A 15,349-nucleotide genomic window follows, 5' to 3' on the forward strand; every position below is an offset into this window, starting at 1 on the left:
TCAGGCTTGTGCGACAAATTCACGCGGAGTCAGCCGGTACGTTTCCCGGAAGCATTTGGTGAAGTAAGCCGGACTCTCGAAACCCACCCGATAGGCGGTTTCGGTGATCGCGTGGCCGTCGCGCAGAAACTGGGCTGCTCGTTTCAGGCGGTACTGCCGCAGCAATTCGTTGGCCGACAGGTCAGCCAGGGCTTTTACTTTTCGGAACAGGGCCGTGCGGCTCATGCCCAGTTCGGTCATCAGCTGCTCTACGCCGAAATGCGGATCGCTCAAGTGCGTTTCGATCAGAGTATACACGCTCGCCAGAAAAGGATCTGGCGTTTCCGAAGCCGCCGGGTCTGGCGTCGTGGTCGGACTAACCAGACTGGCCCGAACCCACTCCCGCTGGCGACGTTTGCTGGCTAGTTGGTTGCGTACGCGGAGCTGAAGCTCCCGGACCTGAAAGGGCTTCGTCAGGTAATCGTCTGCTCCCGCCGACAGCCCTTCCAGCCGGTCATCGGCCGACACTTTAGCAGTCAGCAGAATAACCGGGATATGACTCGTTCGGAGGTCGGTTTTCAACCGGTCGCAAAGCATGAAGCCGTCCATGTCGGGCCCGCCCTGAGCAGGCATCATGACGTCTGAAATGATCAGGTCGGGCTGATGTTCCTGGGCCTGGGTTAGGCCGTCCTGACCATCGACCGCACGACGGATGCGGTAGGTGTCGGGCAGGCTGTCGGCAATAAAGTGGGCCAGGTCGTCATTGTCCTCCACGATGAGTAAGTCGGCCCGGGGCTCCGGGCTGGATCGGTCCAACAGGTCGCGGTCCGACGTATCGGCATAGGTCGTTTGTTGATCATTCGTCAATGTCTGCCCTATCCCCTCTGCCCTATCCTCTCTGCTCTCTGCCTGCCGGTACGGCAACTTCACCACGAACGTAGTGCCCAGATTCAACTGGCTCTCGACAGAAATTTGCCCGTCCTGCAATTGAACCAGCTCCTTAACCAGCGCCAGCCCGATTCCCGTACCGGCCTGCCGCAAATCGTCGGACTGTGGGTCCTCGACCCGGTAAAAGCGATTGAAAATGTGCGGCAGATGCCGGGCAGAAATGCCGATACCCGTGTCGGAAATGGTCAGCGTGACGCCCTCGGGCGCGGGGGTTAGCCCAACCGAAATCTGCCCTTGCTGCGTAAATTTCAGGGCGTTGGCGGTGAGGTTATACACGATGCGTTCCAGCTTTTCGGCATCGAACCAGTAGCTGCCTTCCAGGCTGGAGGTAAAGGAGAGGGTAAGGCCCTGTTGCCTGGCCTGCTCGCTCAACGGCTGAATCCAGCGACGAACGCATTCGGTCAGGTCGCCCCTGGATTCATGGATGGGCATCACGCTGGCTTCGAGCCTGGACAGGTCCAGCAACTGGTTGATGAGCCGCAGCAAGTGCTGGGCATTCTGTTCGATGGTCAGCAGACGCCGACGGTTTTTCGGTTCCGGCTGTTCGCTCACCATCTGCTCGGTCGGGGCCAGGATCAGCGTCAGGGGCGTACGAAACTCGTGGGTGATGTTGGCGAAGAAACGGGTCTTCATATCGCTGGTAGCCCGGAGCTGTTCGGCTTCCTGCTGCTTCAGCTCTACTTCTTTTTGCTTCAGCAATACAGACTGCTGAAGCTTGAGTCGGTTGATAGACGCGCGCACCAGCCCGTACACGATACCGCCCAGAATCAGTCCATAAATGACATAAGCCCACCAGGTTGCCCACAACGGGGGCTCAATAGTCAACTGGAGCGTACGAACGTGCGTGCTCCAGACCCCAGCCGTGTTGGCCGCGTTGAGCCGTAAGGTGTACCGTCCTGGCTGCAGGCCCGTATAAACCGTAATTGGCCGATCGGTTTCGGTCCAGCCTGCTTCCAGCCCTTCGAGCTGGTAACGGTACCGTATTTTGTTCCGGCGGTTGTATTGCATGGCCGCGAACTGAACCGTCACGAAGTTCTGGTTGTAAGGCAGGGTCAGCTCCGACAGGATCTGCACGGGTACGGTCCCCGTCGACACGGGCTGATTGTTTACCTGAATACTGGTGATCTGCACGGGTGGCTGGTAGGTATCTTCGTGAAGGTTACCCGGATCGAAGCTGGTTATGCCTTCCAGACCGCCCAGCAGAATGCGTTCGTTGGCGGTGCCGTGTTTAGGCAGGCGCAGGTAATGATGCCGGTTGAACTCATCGCCTGCCAGTCCGTCTTCGCGGGTATAGATGCGCGTCCTGAACGTGCGTCGGTCCATCCGGCCCAATCCCTGGTTGGTAGCTATCCACAACGCCCCGTACCGATCCGGAATCGCTTCGTAGATCACGTTGTTCGGCAGGCCGTCGGCCGTGGTGAGCCGTCGGCTCAGTCCCGTTCGTTTATCGAACCGGCACAGGCCGCTTCCGAACGTACCGATCCAGAGAATCTGACTGTCGTCTGGATCGGCAAACAGGCAAAACAGATTGTTATTGCTAATCGACGCCGGATTTTTGGGGTTATGAGCGTACTGACGGACCGCACCGGTATGCCGGTCTACCCGGTATAATCCGGTTGAGCGGGTCGCCATCCACAGCGCCTGCTCGTCGACCACGACTTCCAGAATCATCGATTCAACCGACACCCCCACAGACCGGTGCTGAAAGCGGTGGGGAAAAGATACCCAGCGGTTAGCTGGTTCGTCGTACCAAAAAGCCAGTGAGTCGGCTACGGCCCATACCCGGCCCTGCGGATCGGTCGCCATCGGAACCGGAAAATCCGGCGCACTGGTCGGAAATTGAATCGGAAAAGGAACGGACGTGACTCGTTTAGTGGGCAGGTCGACGCGGTAGAAAGGCGCGGTCCGCAGGTTGAACCAGAGTTTGCCCGTACCGTCGATCGTCGATCGAAACTGGTAGGACCAGCTCGGCGGTGGGTTAGGCACCCGCCCGGGATCGAGCCCGAGCTGCCGAACCAGAACATCGTTATGGAAAGAAACCTGGTAGGGAAAAGCGCTGAAGGCTCCGGCGTTGAGGTTGTATTTGAGAACACCGGCCCCGTCGGACCCTACCCAGAGTACGTTCGATCGGTCGACGAATAAGCTTTTGATGATGAAATTTTCCGGTAATCGAGCGGCCAGACTGAATCCTTCCCGTTCGTTGAACCGAAAGAGTCGATTGTGCTGAGCAATAAACACATGCTGAGCGTGGTCGGCCATCAGCGGCCCCCATTCCCACCACTCTTCCCCCGCGGGCAGCGGGTAAGTATGACGCACGCGCTCTGTTCGCGGGTCGAACACGATGACGTATCGGTTGGAGCGCAGCAACAGATCACCATTGGCTAAAGGAAGCAGGGCTTTCAGCGCATTTTCCGGCAGCGAAGCGGTCGGGCTGACCTGCTGTACCTGGCCCGTCCGCCGATCGAGCCGGCCAAGGCCTCGCTGGGTCGCCATCCACATGACGCCATGTCGGTCTTCAACAACCGAACGGACGCTGTTGATATTCAGCGAAGAGGGGTGCCCTGGTTGCTGCCGATACCGCCAAAGACGACGGTTAGGCAGGTCGAGCCGGACCAGCCCGTCATCGCGCAGGCAAAGCCACAGGTAATTCTGCCGGTCGACGTAACCCGATTCAACGATGGCCAGGCCAATGGCCTGCTTATAAAAATCCAGACGCGATACGTTCAGGAAGGTTTCGCGGGCCGGGTCGAACCAGTCTACGTCGCCGGCTTCGCTGATAAGCCAGAGCTTGCCCTGGCGATCTGGTACTATTTTAGTAACCTCCGAAGATGACAGGGCAGGGCGGCCGTCGGCTCTCGGCTGAAATACTTTAAACGTATTGCCGTCGTACCGGCACAGGCCGTCGCGCGTAGCCATCCAGATAAAGCCCTGCCTGTCCTGAATGATTGCCGGAACAAACGCCTGGGGTAAGCCTTGCTGGCTGGTTATCAACTCCGGAGCAGGCAGTTGCTGCGCCTGTAGGGAAGTTAGCCAGCAATACATTGAAAACCAGCCTATAGACCACACTGACTTTAACCGAAACGCAGTCCGAATGGCTTTCATAAGCCCGATATAGCGAATAAAAAGAGGATGAAACGGCGTCAGGCAGCTACAAACCTGATATGCCCCCACCGGAGTCACATACTTATAGATAAGTCAATCTTCTATGAACATGTGACCCCGGTGGGGGCATACCAGGCTAGATTTTTGAAGAAATGCCTGCTTACACGGCAAAACGCTATTAAATATAGTTTATAAGTAAGAAAGACCAGCTCAAAAAGGCGTTTCGGCTTAGTAATCGGTTAAGCCCCGACCGCTTAAACCTGCAAAAGCGGGGCTGGCTGCTGCAACAACGAATTTTTTACAACGGCCTGAGCCCTTAGAAGCGCATCGGCATACGGTTGATCCAGCAAGCGGGTAGGGGCCTCTACCGAGGGGTCAGCATCCCACAGACCCGCATGATGCCAGTGGTGCAAATTGTCCCAGTCCGGTCGGTCGATGATTGGGTACAGACAGACACCCCATAAGGGGGCTCCCGCTTCGATGACCGCAGCACATTCGCGGCCGATCATTTCAATCCATACTGGTCGATCGATTCCGGGGTGGCTGGTTTCGGTCAGGGCAATCGGTTTGCCGTACCGGTGGGCGGCTTTCATCAGCAGTTGACGGAGCGGAACCCAGCGCGGGTCGGGAACCCGATCGTTCCAGCCCAGAAACTGAGTCGTTTTATTGATCCACTGGTTGTTGTAGTAATAATTAAAGCCCAGTATATCCAGGTAATCGGGCGAGCCGCCCAACTCCGGTGCGATGACACCCGACAGTATGTCGACCGATTGAAACTGGTTTTCGTCGGCAATGGCCGCATCGATAATTTCCTGATCGGTGGCTGGCCAGGGCGGTACCATCTGTACCAGGGGTTCGGTGGTCAGGATTCGGACGCCGGGATCGATCTCCCGCATGGCCGCCACGCCCTCGATATACGCACGCATGAGCCCGAGCTTCACTTCCCAGCCTTGTTTGGTACAGTAAGGTACGGTTCCGCGGGCATCGCCACCCAGCCAGGAAATGAAACTGACCTCATTGATGGGGGTAACGACCAGTTCTTCGTCGGGGTACCGATCGCGGTAGAACTGAACGAAAGCCCGGCAGAGAGCCGCAAACCGGCGGGCAAACATGGGGTGCAGGGGCGTCAGATCGTCGGGGTAGCCGAAGTGGCAGAGATCCCACACCTGCTGGATACCCTGCCGCTGTCCTATTGCCAGCATTCGCTCGACGGGGCTCCAGTCATATTGGTAAGCCCGCTTTTCGACTTGGCTCCAGCGGATGCCCTCCCGAACGGTCTGGATGCGAAACGGATCAAGTCGCTGGTAATCGGCTTCCAGGAGATCCAGATGGCCGGTTGTCGATAGCAGATCAATTCGATTTCCGAAACAGTTGAGTTGATCGGCACATTCAAAACCGGCCCACCAGAATGACCGAAATGGATTAGTAGTTAGCGATTGGGCCATAGAAACGTAGTAAGTGATTAATGAACATCAAGTAGGGCCAGCTTGGCCCGAATAAAGTCGGCTACCACATCGGGAACCTCCCACGGTAGTAAATGTCCCGCTCCCTGAACCGTGTCGAGGGTAGCGCTGGTCAGGTAAGGCAATGTCATCTTTGGTTGAACTGTGAACGGGAGAGCCCGGTCCGCCGTTCCGGCAATAATCGCTACCGGAACAAGAATAGACGCCATTTGTTCAGAAATATCTTCGCGGCTGCCCAGCGTGAGCCAAGCTTTCCAGGCCAGATCTGAGGTGCGCAGGTGGTCGGCAATGATCTGTTTTTGAGTGGCTGACGAAAGCGGTTTTTCGGTTATTTTGTGCAATGTCTCCCTGGCTTCGGCGGGCTGACCGTGCGTATCAAGCATGTGCTGTCGATCGGCCTCCGGAATGGGTTCGGGCACGGGTGGCGAAGGCGCCAGCAGCAGAACCGACCGCAGCCCGGCAGGCTGTCGGCTGGCCAGATCCAGCGCTACTTTACCCCCCATTGAATGCCCTACCAGTACGAAATCCTGAATTTCCAGGACCTGAAGCAGTGCCCTGACATCGTCCGCCATGGTTTCGACGGAATAATCCGCTGCGGGCGCTTCAGAATCGCCGTGGCCGCGCAGATCGATAGCCAGACAACGGTACTGATCGCTCAGTAGCTGCATGACCGCCTGCCATTCCAGAACCGACCCGCCAAAATAATGCAGAAAGACGATCGTCAGCTGAGCTTGCCCAGCTTCCAGCACGTTGAGCCGGACATTGTTTACGGAATAAGGCACGGGCGAGTCGGTTAGATGGCTACTTTCAACCGCGCCGGCCGGTCGGTAAATTCGAGCATCTCGGCGTGCGGAACGATGGTAATCTGGCCGAATTCTTTCAATACGGTCTTATACGCTTCGGCGACGGGGCGGGGCTTGCGGTTCATGTCGTAGAGGCCGCAGGCATTCACGCGGTTGTTCACCTCCTTCAGTTGTGTATCCCAGTCTAACTGATCGATCAGGCTATACCAGGTAAATCCCAGCACCGGAACGCCTTCCCGGCGCATCCGCATTACACTGACCCATTGTTTGAACAACCAGACAGGGGCCAGGTCGGCTTCGAATACGTTGGTTTCGGTATGCATGACCGGCATCCGATACCGTTCGTAATAATCTTTGGTAATTTCGTACCAGCCCAGCACGTCCATCGACGTTTCAATCGAGCCGTCTGGCAGCTTGATGCGCTCATTACGGCCGTAATAGTCGTTGCCCATGATCTGATAACCCGGCGGTTTACCGGTCATGAACCAGTTGTATTCTTCGCGGGTCAGGCCGTTGTCCATCATGTACATGGCCACCGTAGCCGACGGCGCATTGGCATACAGCAAATCGAGCGAGAGGAACCGGAGTTCGTTCTCGATGGCAATCTCCATCGACGGCGTCGCGCAGACTTCATGCGTATATTCGGCACTTTCGCTCTGTACAATCACACAGTCGTTCCGACGCTTGACAATCTCATGGTTCGCCATGATACTGGCGGCAACACAGTGTTTAAGCGCCGTTATAAAGCCCTTATCGGTGCTGAGCTGCTCGTTCCAGGCGCCTTCTTTGCCACTCAACCGGGCCGTCACGTAAATCTCATTGACGGGCGTATAATAGCGCACCCACGGGTAGCGCTCGGCCACGGCCCCGGCATACTCGGCAAAATGAACGGGTAGTTCAGGATTCTGGTAGTTGCCGATCCAGTCGGGCAGGCCAAAGTGCATCAGGTCGAGAATGGGGGTGATGCCGAGCCGCTTGATTTCGGCCATGACTACATCGGCAAAGCTCCAGTCGAATTTTCCGGGTCCCTGATGAATGCTGTAGTAGGGTAAGCCATACCTTAATACCTTCAGACCTAGCTCTTTAACCAGCCCAAGGTCTTCTTTCCAGCGGTCGTAATGGCCACATTCGCGTAATAAATCCCGCCGGATCTTACCGTTCTGAATGGTTGGGTACGAGCATTCGATGCCCGTTGCGAACATAAAATTGCCGGGGTTTTTTGTGGGCATACCGCTCCCGTCATGACCGGCGGCTCCGCCGAACTGGTCGCCGTCGTAATTGCCGTCACCAAATTGCTTTTTGATGAGGGTTAAAAAGCTTTTCTGAGCCATAGGTTGTCTGGCGGGTCGAACCCGCTTTTGCATACGGTCGCAGGGGTTCCTGCTATTTCCATTGTTCTAAAAACCGGTCGGCCGTACGAAGCGACAGCGCCATGATGGTCAGGGCGGGGTTCACGCTTAGCGCGCTCGGAAACGTTGAGTTATCACTGATGTACAGATTGGGAATGTCGAATGACTGCCCCTCGGGATTGACAACGGCCCTGGCCGGATCGGTACCCATCCGACAGGTGCCGATCACATGCGCATTTCGCGGAAACGCCCATACGTTTCGGGCACCGGCTGCGGCCCAGATGTCGCGCATGATTGCGTCGGCGTGGGCGGTCATGCGTTTTTCGTTTTCCCCGTTCGAAAAATAGATACGTGGTTTTGGTAGTCCCCGGATGTCCTTTTCGTCAGACAGAGCCAGGTAGTTCTGATCGTGGGGCAGGCAGTCGCCCAGAATGTTAATGCCCGCTACGTGGTTGTAGGCCAGCGCAGCCCGCTTAAGGTCCTGCCCCCAGAGGCCCCGCCCCCGGGCCATCTGCGTGATGTAGGTAAGCGGCATTACCCCGATAGACTGGAGCAGGTAGCCGCCCGCGAAGTCAGCGTTTCGGGGGCGGTGGGTGTCTTCCGAAATCAGCGCGCCGGGTATGCCTTTGTAGGGACGGATATCTTCCTCGAACTCGCCCCAGATTTGCAGACCCGGATGCGCCATGACATTCCGGCCGACCTGTCCGCTGCTGTTGGCCAGGTCATTGATCAGCAGCAAGCGGGCCGTTTCGATCGTTCCGGCGCAGAGAAACACAAACCGGCAGCGCTGCCGTTCTTCCTGCCCATTACGAATGTAGACTACCTCCCGAATGCGCCCCGATTGATCCCGGGGTAATTCCGTGACGAAGCTCCCGGTCCGGATTTCGGCGCCGTGGCGCAGAGCCAGTGGAATATAAGTGACATCCATGCTGGCCTTCGCGCCGATGTTGCAGCCAGCCTGGCAGAAACCCCGGTTTGTGCAGGCCGGCCGGTGGCCGACACCTTCCTGATAGTACCCCGCCGATAAAGCCGCATTGGCCGCCGGAGAAGTCCTGATGCCCAACTGGTCGCAACCGCGCTGCATCAGTTGTCCTGCTGCGTTGATGGGCAATGGCCCCAGCGCATAGCCGCGTTGGCGAGCCGGTCCCCACGGATAAGGCGAGGGCCCTGAAACCCCCAGAAACTGTTCGACTTCGTCATAGTAAGGTTCCAGTTGCTCATAACCAAAAGGCCAGTCTTCGCCTACACCGAAATCGGTCCGAATCTGGAGGTCGTCGGGTTGAGCGCGGGGTGTGTAAGCAGTATAATGCAGGGTCGATCCGCCAACCCCCGTACCGGAATTGTTGCTGCCGAACGGCAGAGGGTCATTCCCCGCGCTCAGCCGCTCGTCGGTCCAGAATAGTTTTTCCTGCGCTTTCTCATCCGTGGCGAAATCAGTATCCGGCTTCCAGTAGTTTCCGGCTTCGAGAGCCACTACGTTTAGCCCCGCAGCCGCCAGCCGGGCTAGAAGTGGTGCCCCGCCAGCACCGGTACCAATAACCACCGCATCGACGGGTTCGGAGGGGGAATAAGGCATGTTTGTTGAATGAATAATGAATAATGTAAAATGAATAATGAAGAATTGGAACGGGGAATAAGCCAGCCAGAGGGCATTATCCATTGGCCATTATTCATTTTCCATTAATTTGGGCTCCCGGTCTTCCAACTGGTTCAACCCGATTTTTTGCCAGCCCGGGACGTCTGCCATGCCCACGTAGCCAATTTCTTCCTGAGCCAGCGGATGGCTGTAATACGCATGGGCCGCTTCGGTTAGTAACTCTTCGAAAAAGCGTCCCGCGGGTAGTTTTTTCCAGCCATCGCCCGGCGCGTCGCCCTGCTGAACCTGCCGGAGCACGTCGTCTTGCTGATCAGCGGACAGGTTGATGAAAAAGTCCCGAAAAAGTAGGTTGGCCGTTTCGTTGACTGCCGCCAGACCAGCTTTGTAAGCCATACCGTCGGGCGGCATAACGTCGTATCGCCAGCCATCCGACCCATTTTCGGCCAGCCGCTGGTCGATGACTGGGGCCACCGGAATTCGGCGGCCGTTGTCCTGCGGCAGCAATCGGTCGCAGATCGCTTCCAGAAGCAAAAACTCGCTTTCAGCGAAAAACGCATGCGTATAGTCAGGAGCCGTCAACCGCTCGGTCAGTGCCTGGCGGGTCGCTTCGGTAACCTGGCGGGTCTGGAGCAGAGCGCGGACGGTGCCTTCCGGATAGTGTTTCTGCATGATAAAATTATCCCAGTTTTCCACCCGTTACCTCCAGAATGCTGCCGGTAATGAAACTCCCTTCGCTGGAAGCCAGCAGTACGTAGGCCGGTGCCAGTTCTTCGGGCTGGCCGGGTCGGGCCAGCGCTACTTCATGACCAAAATTTTTGACTTCGTCTTCGGGCATGGTTCCGGGAATGTTGGGCGTCCAGACAGGACCAGGCGCTACGCAGTTGACCCGAATATTCCGCTTACCCAACTGGATCGCCAGCGATTTGGTGAAAGCATGAATGGCTCCTTTGGTTGCCGTATAATCGATTAGAATCGGATTGCCGACAATACCCACGATGCTTCCCGTGTTGACGATGGCATCGCCCGCGTGCAGGTGGGGCAGGGCCGCTTTTACCATAAAAAAATACCCGAAGATGTTTGTCTCGAAGGTGCGCCGGAACTGCTCTTCCGAAATATCTTCGATCCGCTCCTGGGCCATCTGGAAAGCTGCGTTGTTCACCAGAATATTTAGTTTGCCATACCGGTCTACGGTCTGCTGAACGGCATCCTGACAGGCGGCTGACTGCCGGACGTCGGCCTGAATGACCAGACAGGACCGGCCCTTGCTTTCGACCATCCGCTGGGTCGTCAGCGCATCGTCCGTATTCTCGTTGTAGACAATGGCGACGTCGGCACCTTCCATGGCAAAAGCAATGGCCACGGCCCGGCCAATGCCCGAGTCGGCTCCGGTAATGATGGCAATTTTGTCGGTAAGTTTTCCGGCCGGTTTGTAATTGGACAGATCGCTATCCGGGGCAGGGTTCATGTCCGACTGCCGGGCCGGATAAGGCAGTTGCTGTCCGGGAATTTTATCTGATTCGGGGCGAAATTCAGTTGTTTCCATAACGTGTTGTATAGCGCGCATTACAGGAGCGCTGGCCTGAATGAGGGTTATAAACAGCTGTTGAGGAGTTTTGTTAAAAGTGAGGAAACGGGGCGGTTGGCTATCGATGCGTAACAGGACAAGCTCAGGTTGGTCGAGTGGACCAGCCGGGGCCATAAGCTCACTTATTTTGGGATTAACAAGTACTCTATTGGATTCTTTCTTTGCGACCCTAACAAAGTTGTTAATACTTGGTTGATGTCAGTGCCATTTCCTCTGGACTTGCCTGCTGTTTTAATTAAGAAATGTCTATTGTTTTCCAACTTAGTGTATGCTTCAAGATCAACCCGTATCCGTTTTTCATGTAGGTTCCAGAGACAAAACCAACGCTCCCGCAAAAACTCAAACTCCCGTTGGCCTGACAGTTGAATCGGTAACCGACCTGCTTTGCTTTTCTCATCTGCGCTGGAATTTTGTTTACCAGCGCCCTCAGCATTTATTGAGCAGAGCCAGCCGCCAATGGCGGGTCTGGTTTATTGAAGAACCCATATACGGTGATACCAATCGGGTAGAGATTCGTTCTGTAAGTGATAACATAACGGTAGTCGTGCCTCATCTGAAGCACGGAACGAGGCACGAAGATGTCATTCAGCAACAACGGGAAGTCGTCAATCAACTCATCGCTCAGCACGGCATTCAGGACTTTATTTCCTGGTATTACACGCCTATGGCGCTTTCGTTCAGCGACCACCTTCGCCCGCGGTTAACGATCTACGACTGCATGGACGAGTTGTCTGCTTTTCTGGGCGCACCAGCCTCGCTGCTGGATCGGGAGAAGCGCCTGCTGGCTCAGGCCGACCTGGTCTTTACGGGCGGGCTGAGTCTGTTCGAAGCTAAACAAACCCGGCATCCGGGGGTATTTGCCTTTCCAAGCAGTATCGATTATCACCATTTTGAGCCAGCCCGGCGGATGCTGCCCGAACCGCAGGATATGCGGGACATCCCGACACCGCGAATCGGATTTTGTGGGGTTATCGACGAGCGTATGAATCTCAACTTGCTGCGTGAACTGGCCACGAGTCGCCCCGACTGGCAATTCGTTCTGCTGGGCCCTGTGGTCAAGATCGATCCTGCTACCTTACCTAAAGCTGCGAACATTCATTACCTGGGTCACAAACGCTATCAGGATCTGCCCGCTTATTTCAGTCATTGGGATGTAGCCATCATGCCGTTTGCCATCAACGAAGCGACTCGTTACATCAGTCCGACTAAAACGCCCGAATACCTGGCGGCTGGCCTGCCGGTGGTGTCGACGCCTATTCATGACGTCGTCAGTATGTACGGGGGCTGGGCTCCGGTGTCGATTGCTGAAACCAGTCAGGCCTTTGAGCAGGCCATCGACGACGCGCTTACGCAGCCCGCCCAAACCGAAAAATGGGCCGATACCGATAAGTTTCTGCTGGGGAATTCCTGGGATACGACCTGGGGGGCCATGAACCGGCTGATGCAGGCTAAACTGAGCCTGGTTTTTGAGTAATATACGCTAAACTTATCCAACTGCCAGGGGGTGGTCGAGCATCTTGATGTTCGGTCACCCCCTGGCTTTAATTTTCGTCATTCGGTACGAAGGCTTTTGACCGGGTTCGACAGCGCAGCTTTGACACTCTGGAAACTGACCGTAAAGACGGCGACGAGAACGGCCAGAACACCGGCTAACAAGAACATCCACCACTCTATGTCGATCCTGTAAGCGAACCCGTTCAGCCATCGGCTCATGACCCACCAGGCCAGGGGCGAAGCGATCAGAATGGCCACGACGACCAGTTGCAGAAAATCTTTGGAAAGCAGAACGACAATTCCCGAAACCGTTGCCCCGAGCGTTTTTCGAATGCCGACTTCTTTGGTTCGCAACTGAGCCGTATAGGCCGACAAGCCAAACAGCCCCAGACAGGAAATCAGGACCGCAAAAGCTGCGAATACGTTCAGGATATTGCCCGTTCGTTGTTCGGCATCGTACAGGTGGTTCAGTTTTTCGTCCAGAAACGTGTAACTGAATATGCTTCCTGGTGAAACCCGGGCCAGCGTCGATCGGGCAAACTGTAACGTCTGTGTCAGCTGATGGCCTTTGATTTTCAATAAAAAATAATTCGTCAGGTTCGGGTATTGCACAATCACTAACGGTTCGACGCTGGTGTGCAGCGACGCAAAATGAAAATCGTCGACCACCCCGACCACTTCACCCGTGTCGCCCCGGGTTACGATCTTCTGACCAATGGGTGATGCCAGTTTGAGATCCTGGACGGCCGCCCGGTTTAGAATGAACGATAAAGGAGCGCCGTCTGGTTTAGGTCTGAAGTTACGACCAGCCGTCAGGCCAATTTGTAACAACGGAAGTACGTGCTCATCGGCCCACATAAACCGCATCTGGCCCACGGCTTCGGATCGGCCCAGTACGCTGAGCATGTCGGTACTGAACCGGTCGCCGGGAAGGGTTGAGGTTCGGGCTACGCTGGTAATGGCTGAGTTCCGGCGAAATTCCTGTTCGAGCGTATGGGTGTTTTTCAGCATGTCGGGGCCGTAGAGCTTAACCGCAACGACCTGTTCCTGATCGAAGCCTAAATCTTTGGTCTGAAAGAACTGCATCTGCCGATAGACGACGATGGTACTGAACAGCATAAAGACCGACACGGCAAACTGAAAGACGATCAGGCCTTTCCGGACCAGCGCAACCGACGGAGCGGTATTCTTATTGCCTTTCAGCGCATTAACCGAATTGAAACTGGCAATGAACCAGGCTGGGTAGAAACCCGCCACCAGACTGACCAGCACCGTCAGCAACAGCAGCATCACTACAGTCGTTGGCGTGAACAACTGACTGAACTGAAGCTGCTGATCTGCCAGCGCGTTGTAGAGTGGTAATGCAAACCGGAACACCAACAGCCCCAGCAAAGCCGAGACCAGCGTCAGCAGGAACGAATCGCCGAGAAACTGGTTGACCAGCTGACCCTTACGCGCACCGAGGGCTTTTCGCACGCCCACTTCTTTCATCCGGGCGAAGGCCTGCGCAGTAGCCATGTTGACGAAATTGACGGATGCGATCAGCAGGATAAATAAGGCAGAAATCGAAAAAACGTACACATACGTCATGTCGCTGTTGGGCCACATCTCCTTCTCCAGTTTCGATCGCAGGTGAATGTCTGTGATCGGTTGAAGCGGTAGCCGGCGACTGGCTAGAATTTCCTTTCGGGTCTCGCCTTTGGCCTCGTAGAATTTCACCATGAAGTCGGGAATCCGGGCTTCGAGGGCCGAACGCGACGTATGGTCGTTCACCAGAATATAGTTATAAAATCCCGACCACCCCCGGTTTTGCTGCGTTTCCTTGTCCGTCGAGCCGTACCAGGTAGCCATCGAAATCAGGTAATCGAACTGCAGGTGCGTTGGAAACGGAAACGTCCGGACGACTCCGGTCACGGTTAGTGGGCGTTTATCCAGGTCATCCAGGAGCACCTTGCCGAGTGGTTCGGCGTCGCCAAAGTATTTTTTCGCCATCGCTTCGGTCAGCACAATGGTATTGGTTTGTTTCAGCGCCGTTTGCGGATCTCCTTTGACAAAGGCAAGGTCGAACATACCGACCACCGTCGAGTCGGCAAAAAAACCTCCTTTTTCCTCGAACTGCCTGGATGCACCATCTGGGGGCAGGTAGCTGAATACCCGATCCGGATACGGACGATGGAACCGGGCTATCTGTTCAATAGCTGGAATTTGCTGTTGCATCTCCACCCCCAGAATCGGTGAGGTAGCCGCCCACTGCCGATTGGTTTCGCCGACGTTTTCCTGCGTGATTCGGTAGATCCGGTGGGCTTTTGAAAAGCCTTTGTCATAGCTCAGCTCGTGCCTGACGTGCAGAATAATGAGCAGGGCACAGGCCAGGCCTAGCGCCAGCCCTGTGATTGTCAGCGTGCTGTTGACGCGGTAGCGAAGCAGATTGCGCCAGGCAATCCTGAGATAATTCTGTAGCATATCAGTGGTAGCAGGGTTTGGGTATTCGGCACGACGACGGGTAGGCCGAAGCGCGACGATGGGTTTATGTTTACGAAAAAAGGGCGTCAGGCAGTGCAGCACCGCCCAGACATACGCTCGTCGGGCGCGGGCCAGACCTACGTGCTTGACCTGCCGGTAGAATACCTCATGCAGATCTCCCTGCACGTACTCCAGCAGATGCGGGGCTACAAACCACTCCAGTAGGCGGTCGGCCCAGCGGGGAGGCTCGTCAGGGTCGGGGAAGCGACCTGAGTGGGAAGGTCCGGTAAGATTAGGCGGCTTGTTCATAAATTTTCAGTTGAATGAGCACAAAGCTTCAGCCCAGTAGTTTGCACACGTCTCCCGTCTCCTTAATACGCTCTTTGTCATAGCTTAAAACCGGCAAACGGATTAGATACAATATAATAAATCAAATCTGGTGCCAGAGTTGGAAAAGCGATGCACAGCTACAGAATGGAGGGCAGAGATGAGAGCATTGTCCAGAAACGGACGATCTGATGTCCAGTCGTGGACAGGCTTGTCTGGCAGATCAGATTCCATGTTGT

The 15,349-nt window shown here is 55.8% G+C and carries 9 protein-coding genes; 1 reads left to right on the forward strand and 8 read right to left on the reverse strand.

Annotated elements, in window-relative coordinates; translation table 11 throughout:
• The 7 genes from ACYVC2_RS14565 to ACYVC2_RS14595 form a co-directional block, all read right to left on the reverse strand.
• Positions 1-3,969, reverse strand: coding sequence for a hybrid sensor histidine kinase/response regulator transcription factor (locus ACYVC2_RS14565; RefSeq protein ID WP_461103178.1), 3,969 nt, complete (start codon positions 3,967-3,969; stop codon positions 1-3).
• Between the two features lie 314 nt (positions 3,970-4,283).
• Positions 4,284-5,474, reverse strand: coding sequence for an amine oxidase (locus ACYVC2_RS14570; RefSeq protein WP_461103179.1), 1,191 nt, complete (start codon positions 5,472-5,474; stop codon positions 4,284-4,286).
• A gap of 17 nt (positions 5,475-5,491) precedes the next feature.
• The gene (locus ACYVC2_RS14575) at positions 5,492-6,274 is read right to left on the reverse strand and encodes an alpha/beta fold hydrolase (RefSeq protein WP_461103180.1); all 783 of its coding nucleotides are present in this window, start codon (positions 6,272-6,274) and stop codon (positions 5,492-5,494) included.
• A gap of 11 nt (positions 6,275-6,285) precedes the next feature.
• Positions 6,286-7,626, reverse strand: coding sequence for a family 1 glycosylhydrolase (locus tag ACYVC2_RS14580; RefSeq protein WP_461107141.1), 1,341 nt, complete (start codon positions 7,624-7,626; stop codon positions 6,286-6,288).
• Between the two features lie 52 nt (positions 7,627-7,678).
• Positions 7,679-9,220, reverse strand: coding sequence for a GMC family oxidoreductase (locus ACYVC2_RS14585; RefSeq protein ID WP_461103181.1), 1,542 nt, complete (start codon positions 9,218-9,220; stop codon positions 7,679-7,681).
• A 90-nt stretch (positions 9,221-9,310) separates the two neighbouring features.
• Positions 9,311-9,910, reverse strand: coding sequence for a gluconate 2-dehydrogenase subunit 3 family protein (locus tag ACYVC2_RS14590; RefSeq protein WP_461103182.1), 600 nt, complete (start codon positions 9,908-9,910; stop codon positions 9,311-9,313).
• Positions 9,911-9,917: 7 nt separating this feature from the next.
• Positions 9,918-10,784, reverse strand: coding sequence for an SDR family oxidoreductase (locus ACYVC2_RS14595; RefSeq protein WP_461103183.1), 867 nt, complete (start codon positions 10,782-10,784; stop codon positions 9,918-9,920).
• Between the two features lie 310 nt (positions 10,785-11,094).
• Here ACYVC2_RS14595 and ACYVC2_RS14600 point away from each other — a divergent pair, with 310 nt between their 5' ends.
• The gene (locus ACYVC2_RS14600) at positions 11,095-12,300 is read left to right on the forward strand and encodes a glycosyltransferase family 1 protein (protein WP_461103184.1); all 1,206 of its coding nucleotides are present in this window, start codon (positions 11,095-11,097) and stop codon (positions 12,298-12,300) included.
• A gap of 77 nt (positions 12,301-12,377) precedes the next feature.
• Here ACYVC2_RS14600 and ACYVC2_RS14605 read toward each other — a convergent pair whose 3' ends face one another.
• Positions 12,378-15,092, reverse strand: a complete 2,715-nt coding sequence (locus ACYVC2_RS14605; protein ID WP_461103185.1) for a permease prefix domain 2-containing transporter — start codon at positions 15,090-15,092, stop codon at positions 12,378-12,380.
• Between the last annotated feature and the right edge of the window lie 257 nt (positions 15,093-15,349).

Source organism: Spirosoma koreense, from assembly GCF_054777875.1.

Coding starts and splice junctions, on each gene's coding strand:
- ACYVC2_RS14565 (WP_461103178.1), bottom strand. CDS start 3,969: ATGTATTGCTGGCTAACTTCCCTACAGGCGCAGCAACTGCCTGCTCCG.
- ACYVC2_RS14570 (WP_461103179.1), bottom strand. CDS start 5,474: ATGGCCCAATCGCTAACTACTAATCCATTTCGGTCATTCTGGTGGGCC.
- ACYVC2_RS14580 (WP_461107141.1), bottom strand. CDS start 7,626: ATGGCTCAGAAAAGCTTTTTAACCCTCATCAAAAAGCAATTTGGTGAC.
- ACYVC2_RS14585 (WP_461103181.1), bottom strand. CDS start 9,220: ATGCCTTATTCCCCCTCCGAACCCGTCGATGCGGTGGTTATTGGTACC.
- ACYVC2_RS14590 (WP_461103182.1), bottom strand. CDS start 9,910: ATGCAGAAACACTATCCGGAAGGCACCGTCCGCGCTCTGCTCCAGACC.
- ACYVC2_RS14595 (WP_461103183.1), bottom strand. CDS start 10,784: ATGGAAACAACTGAATTTCGCCCCGAATCAGATAAAATTCCCGGACAG.
- ACYVC2_RS14600 (WP_461103184.1), top strand. CDS start 11,095: ATGCTTCAAGATCAACCCGTATCCGTTTTTCATGTAGGTTCCAGAGAC.
- ACYVC2_RS14605 (WP_461103185.1), bottom strand. CDS start 15,092: ATGAACAAGCCGCCTAATCTTACCGGACCTTCCCACTCAGGTCGCTTC.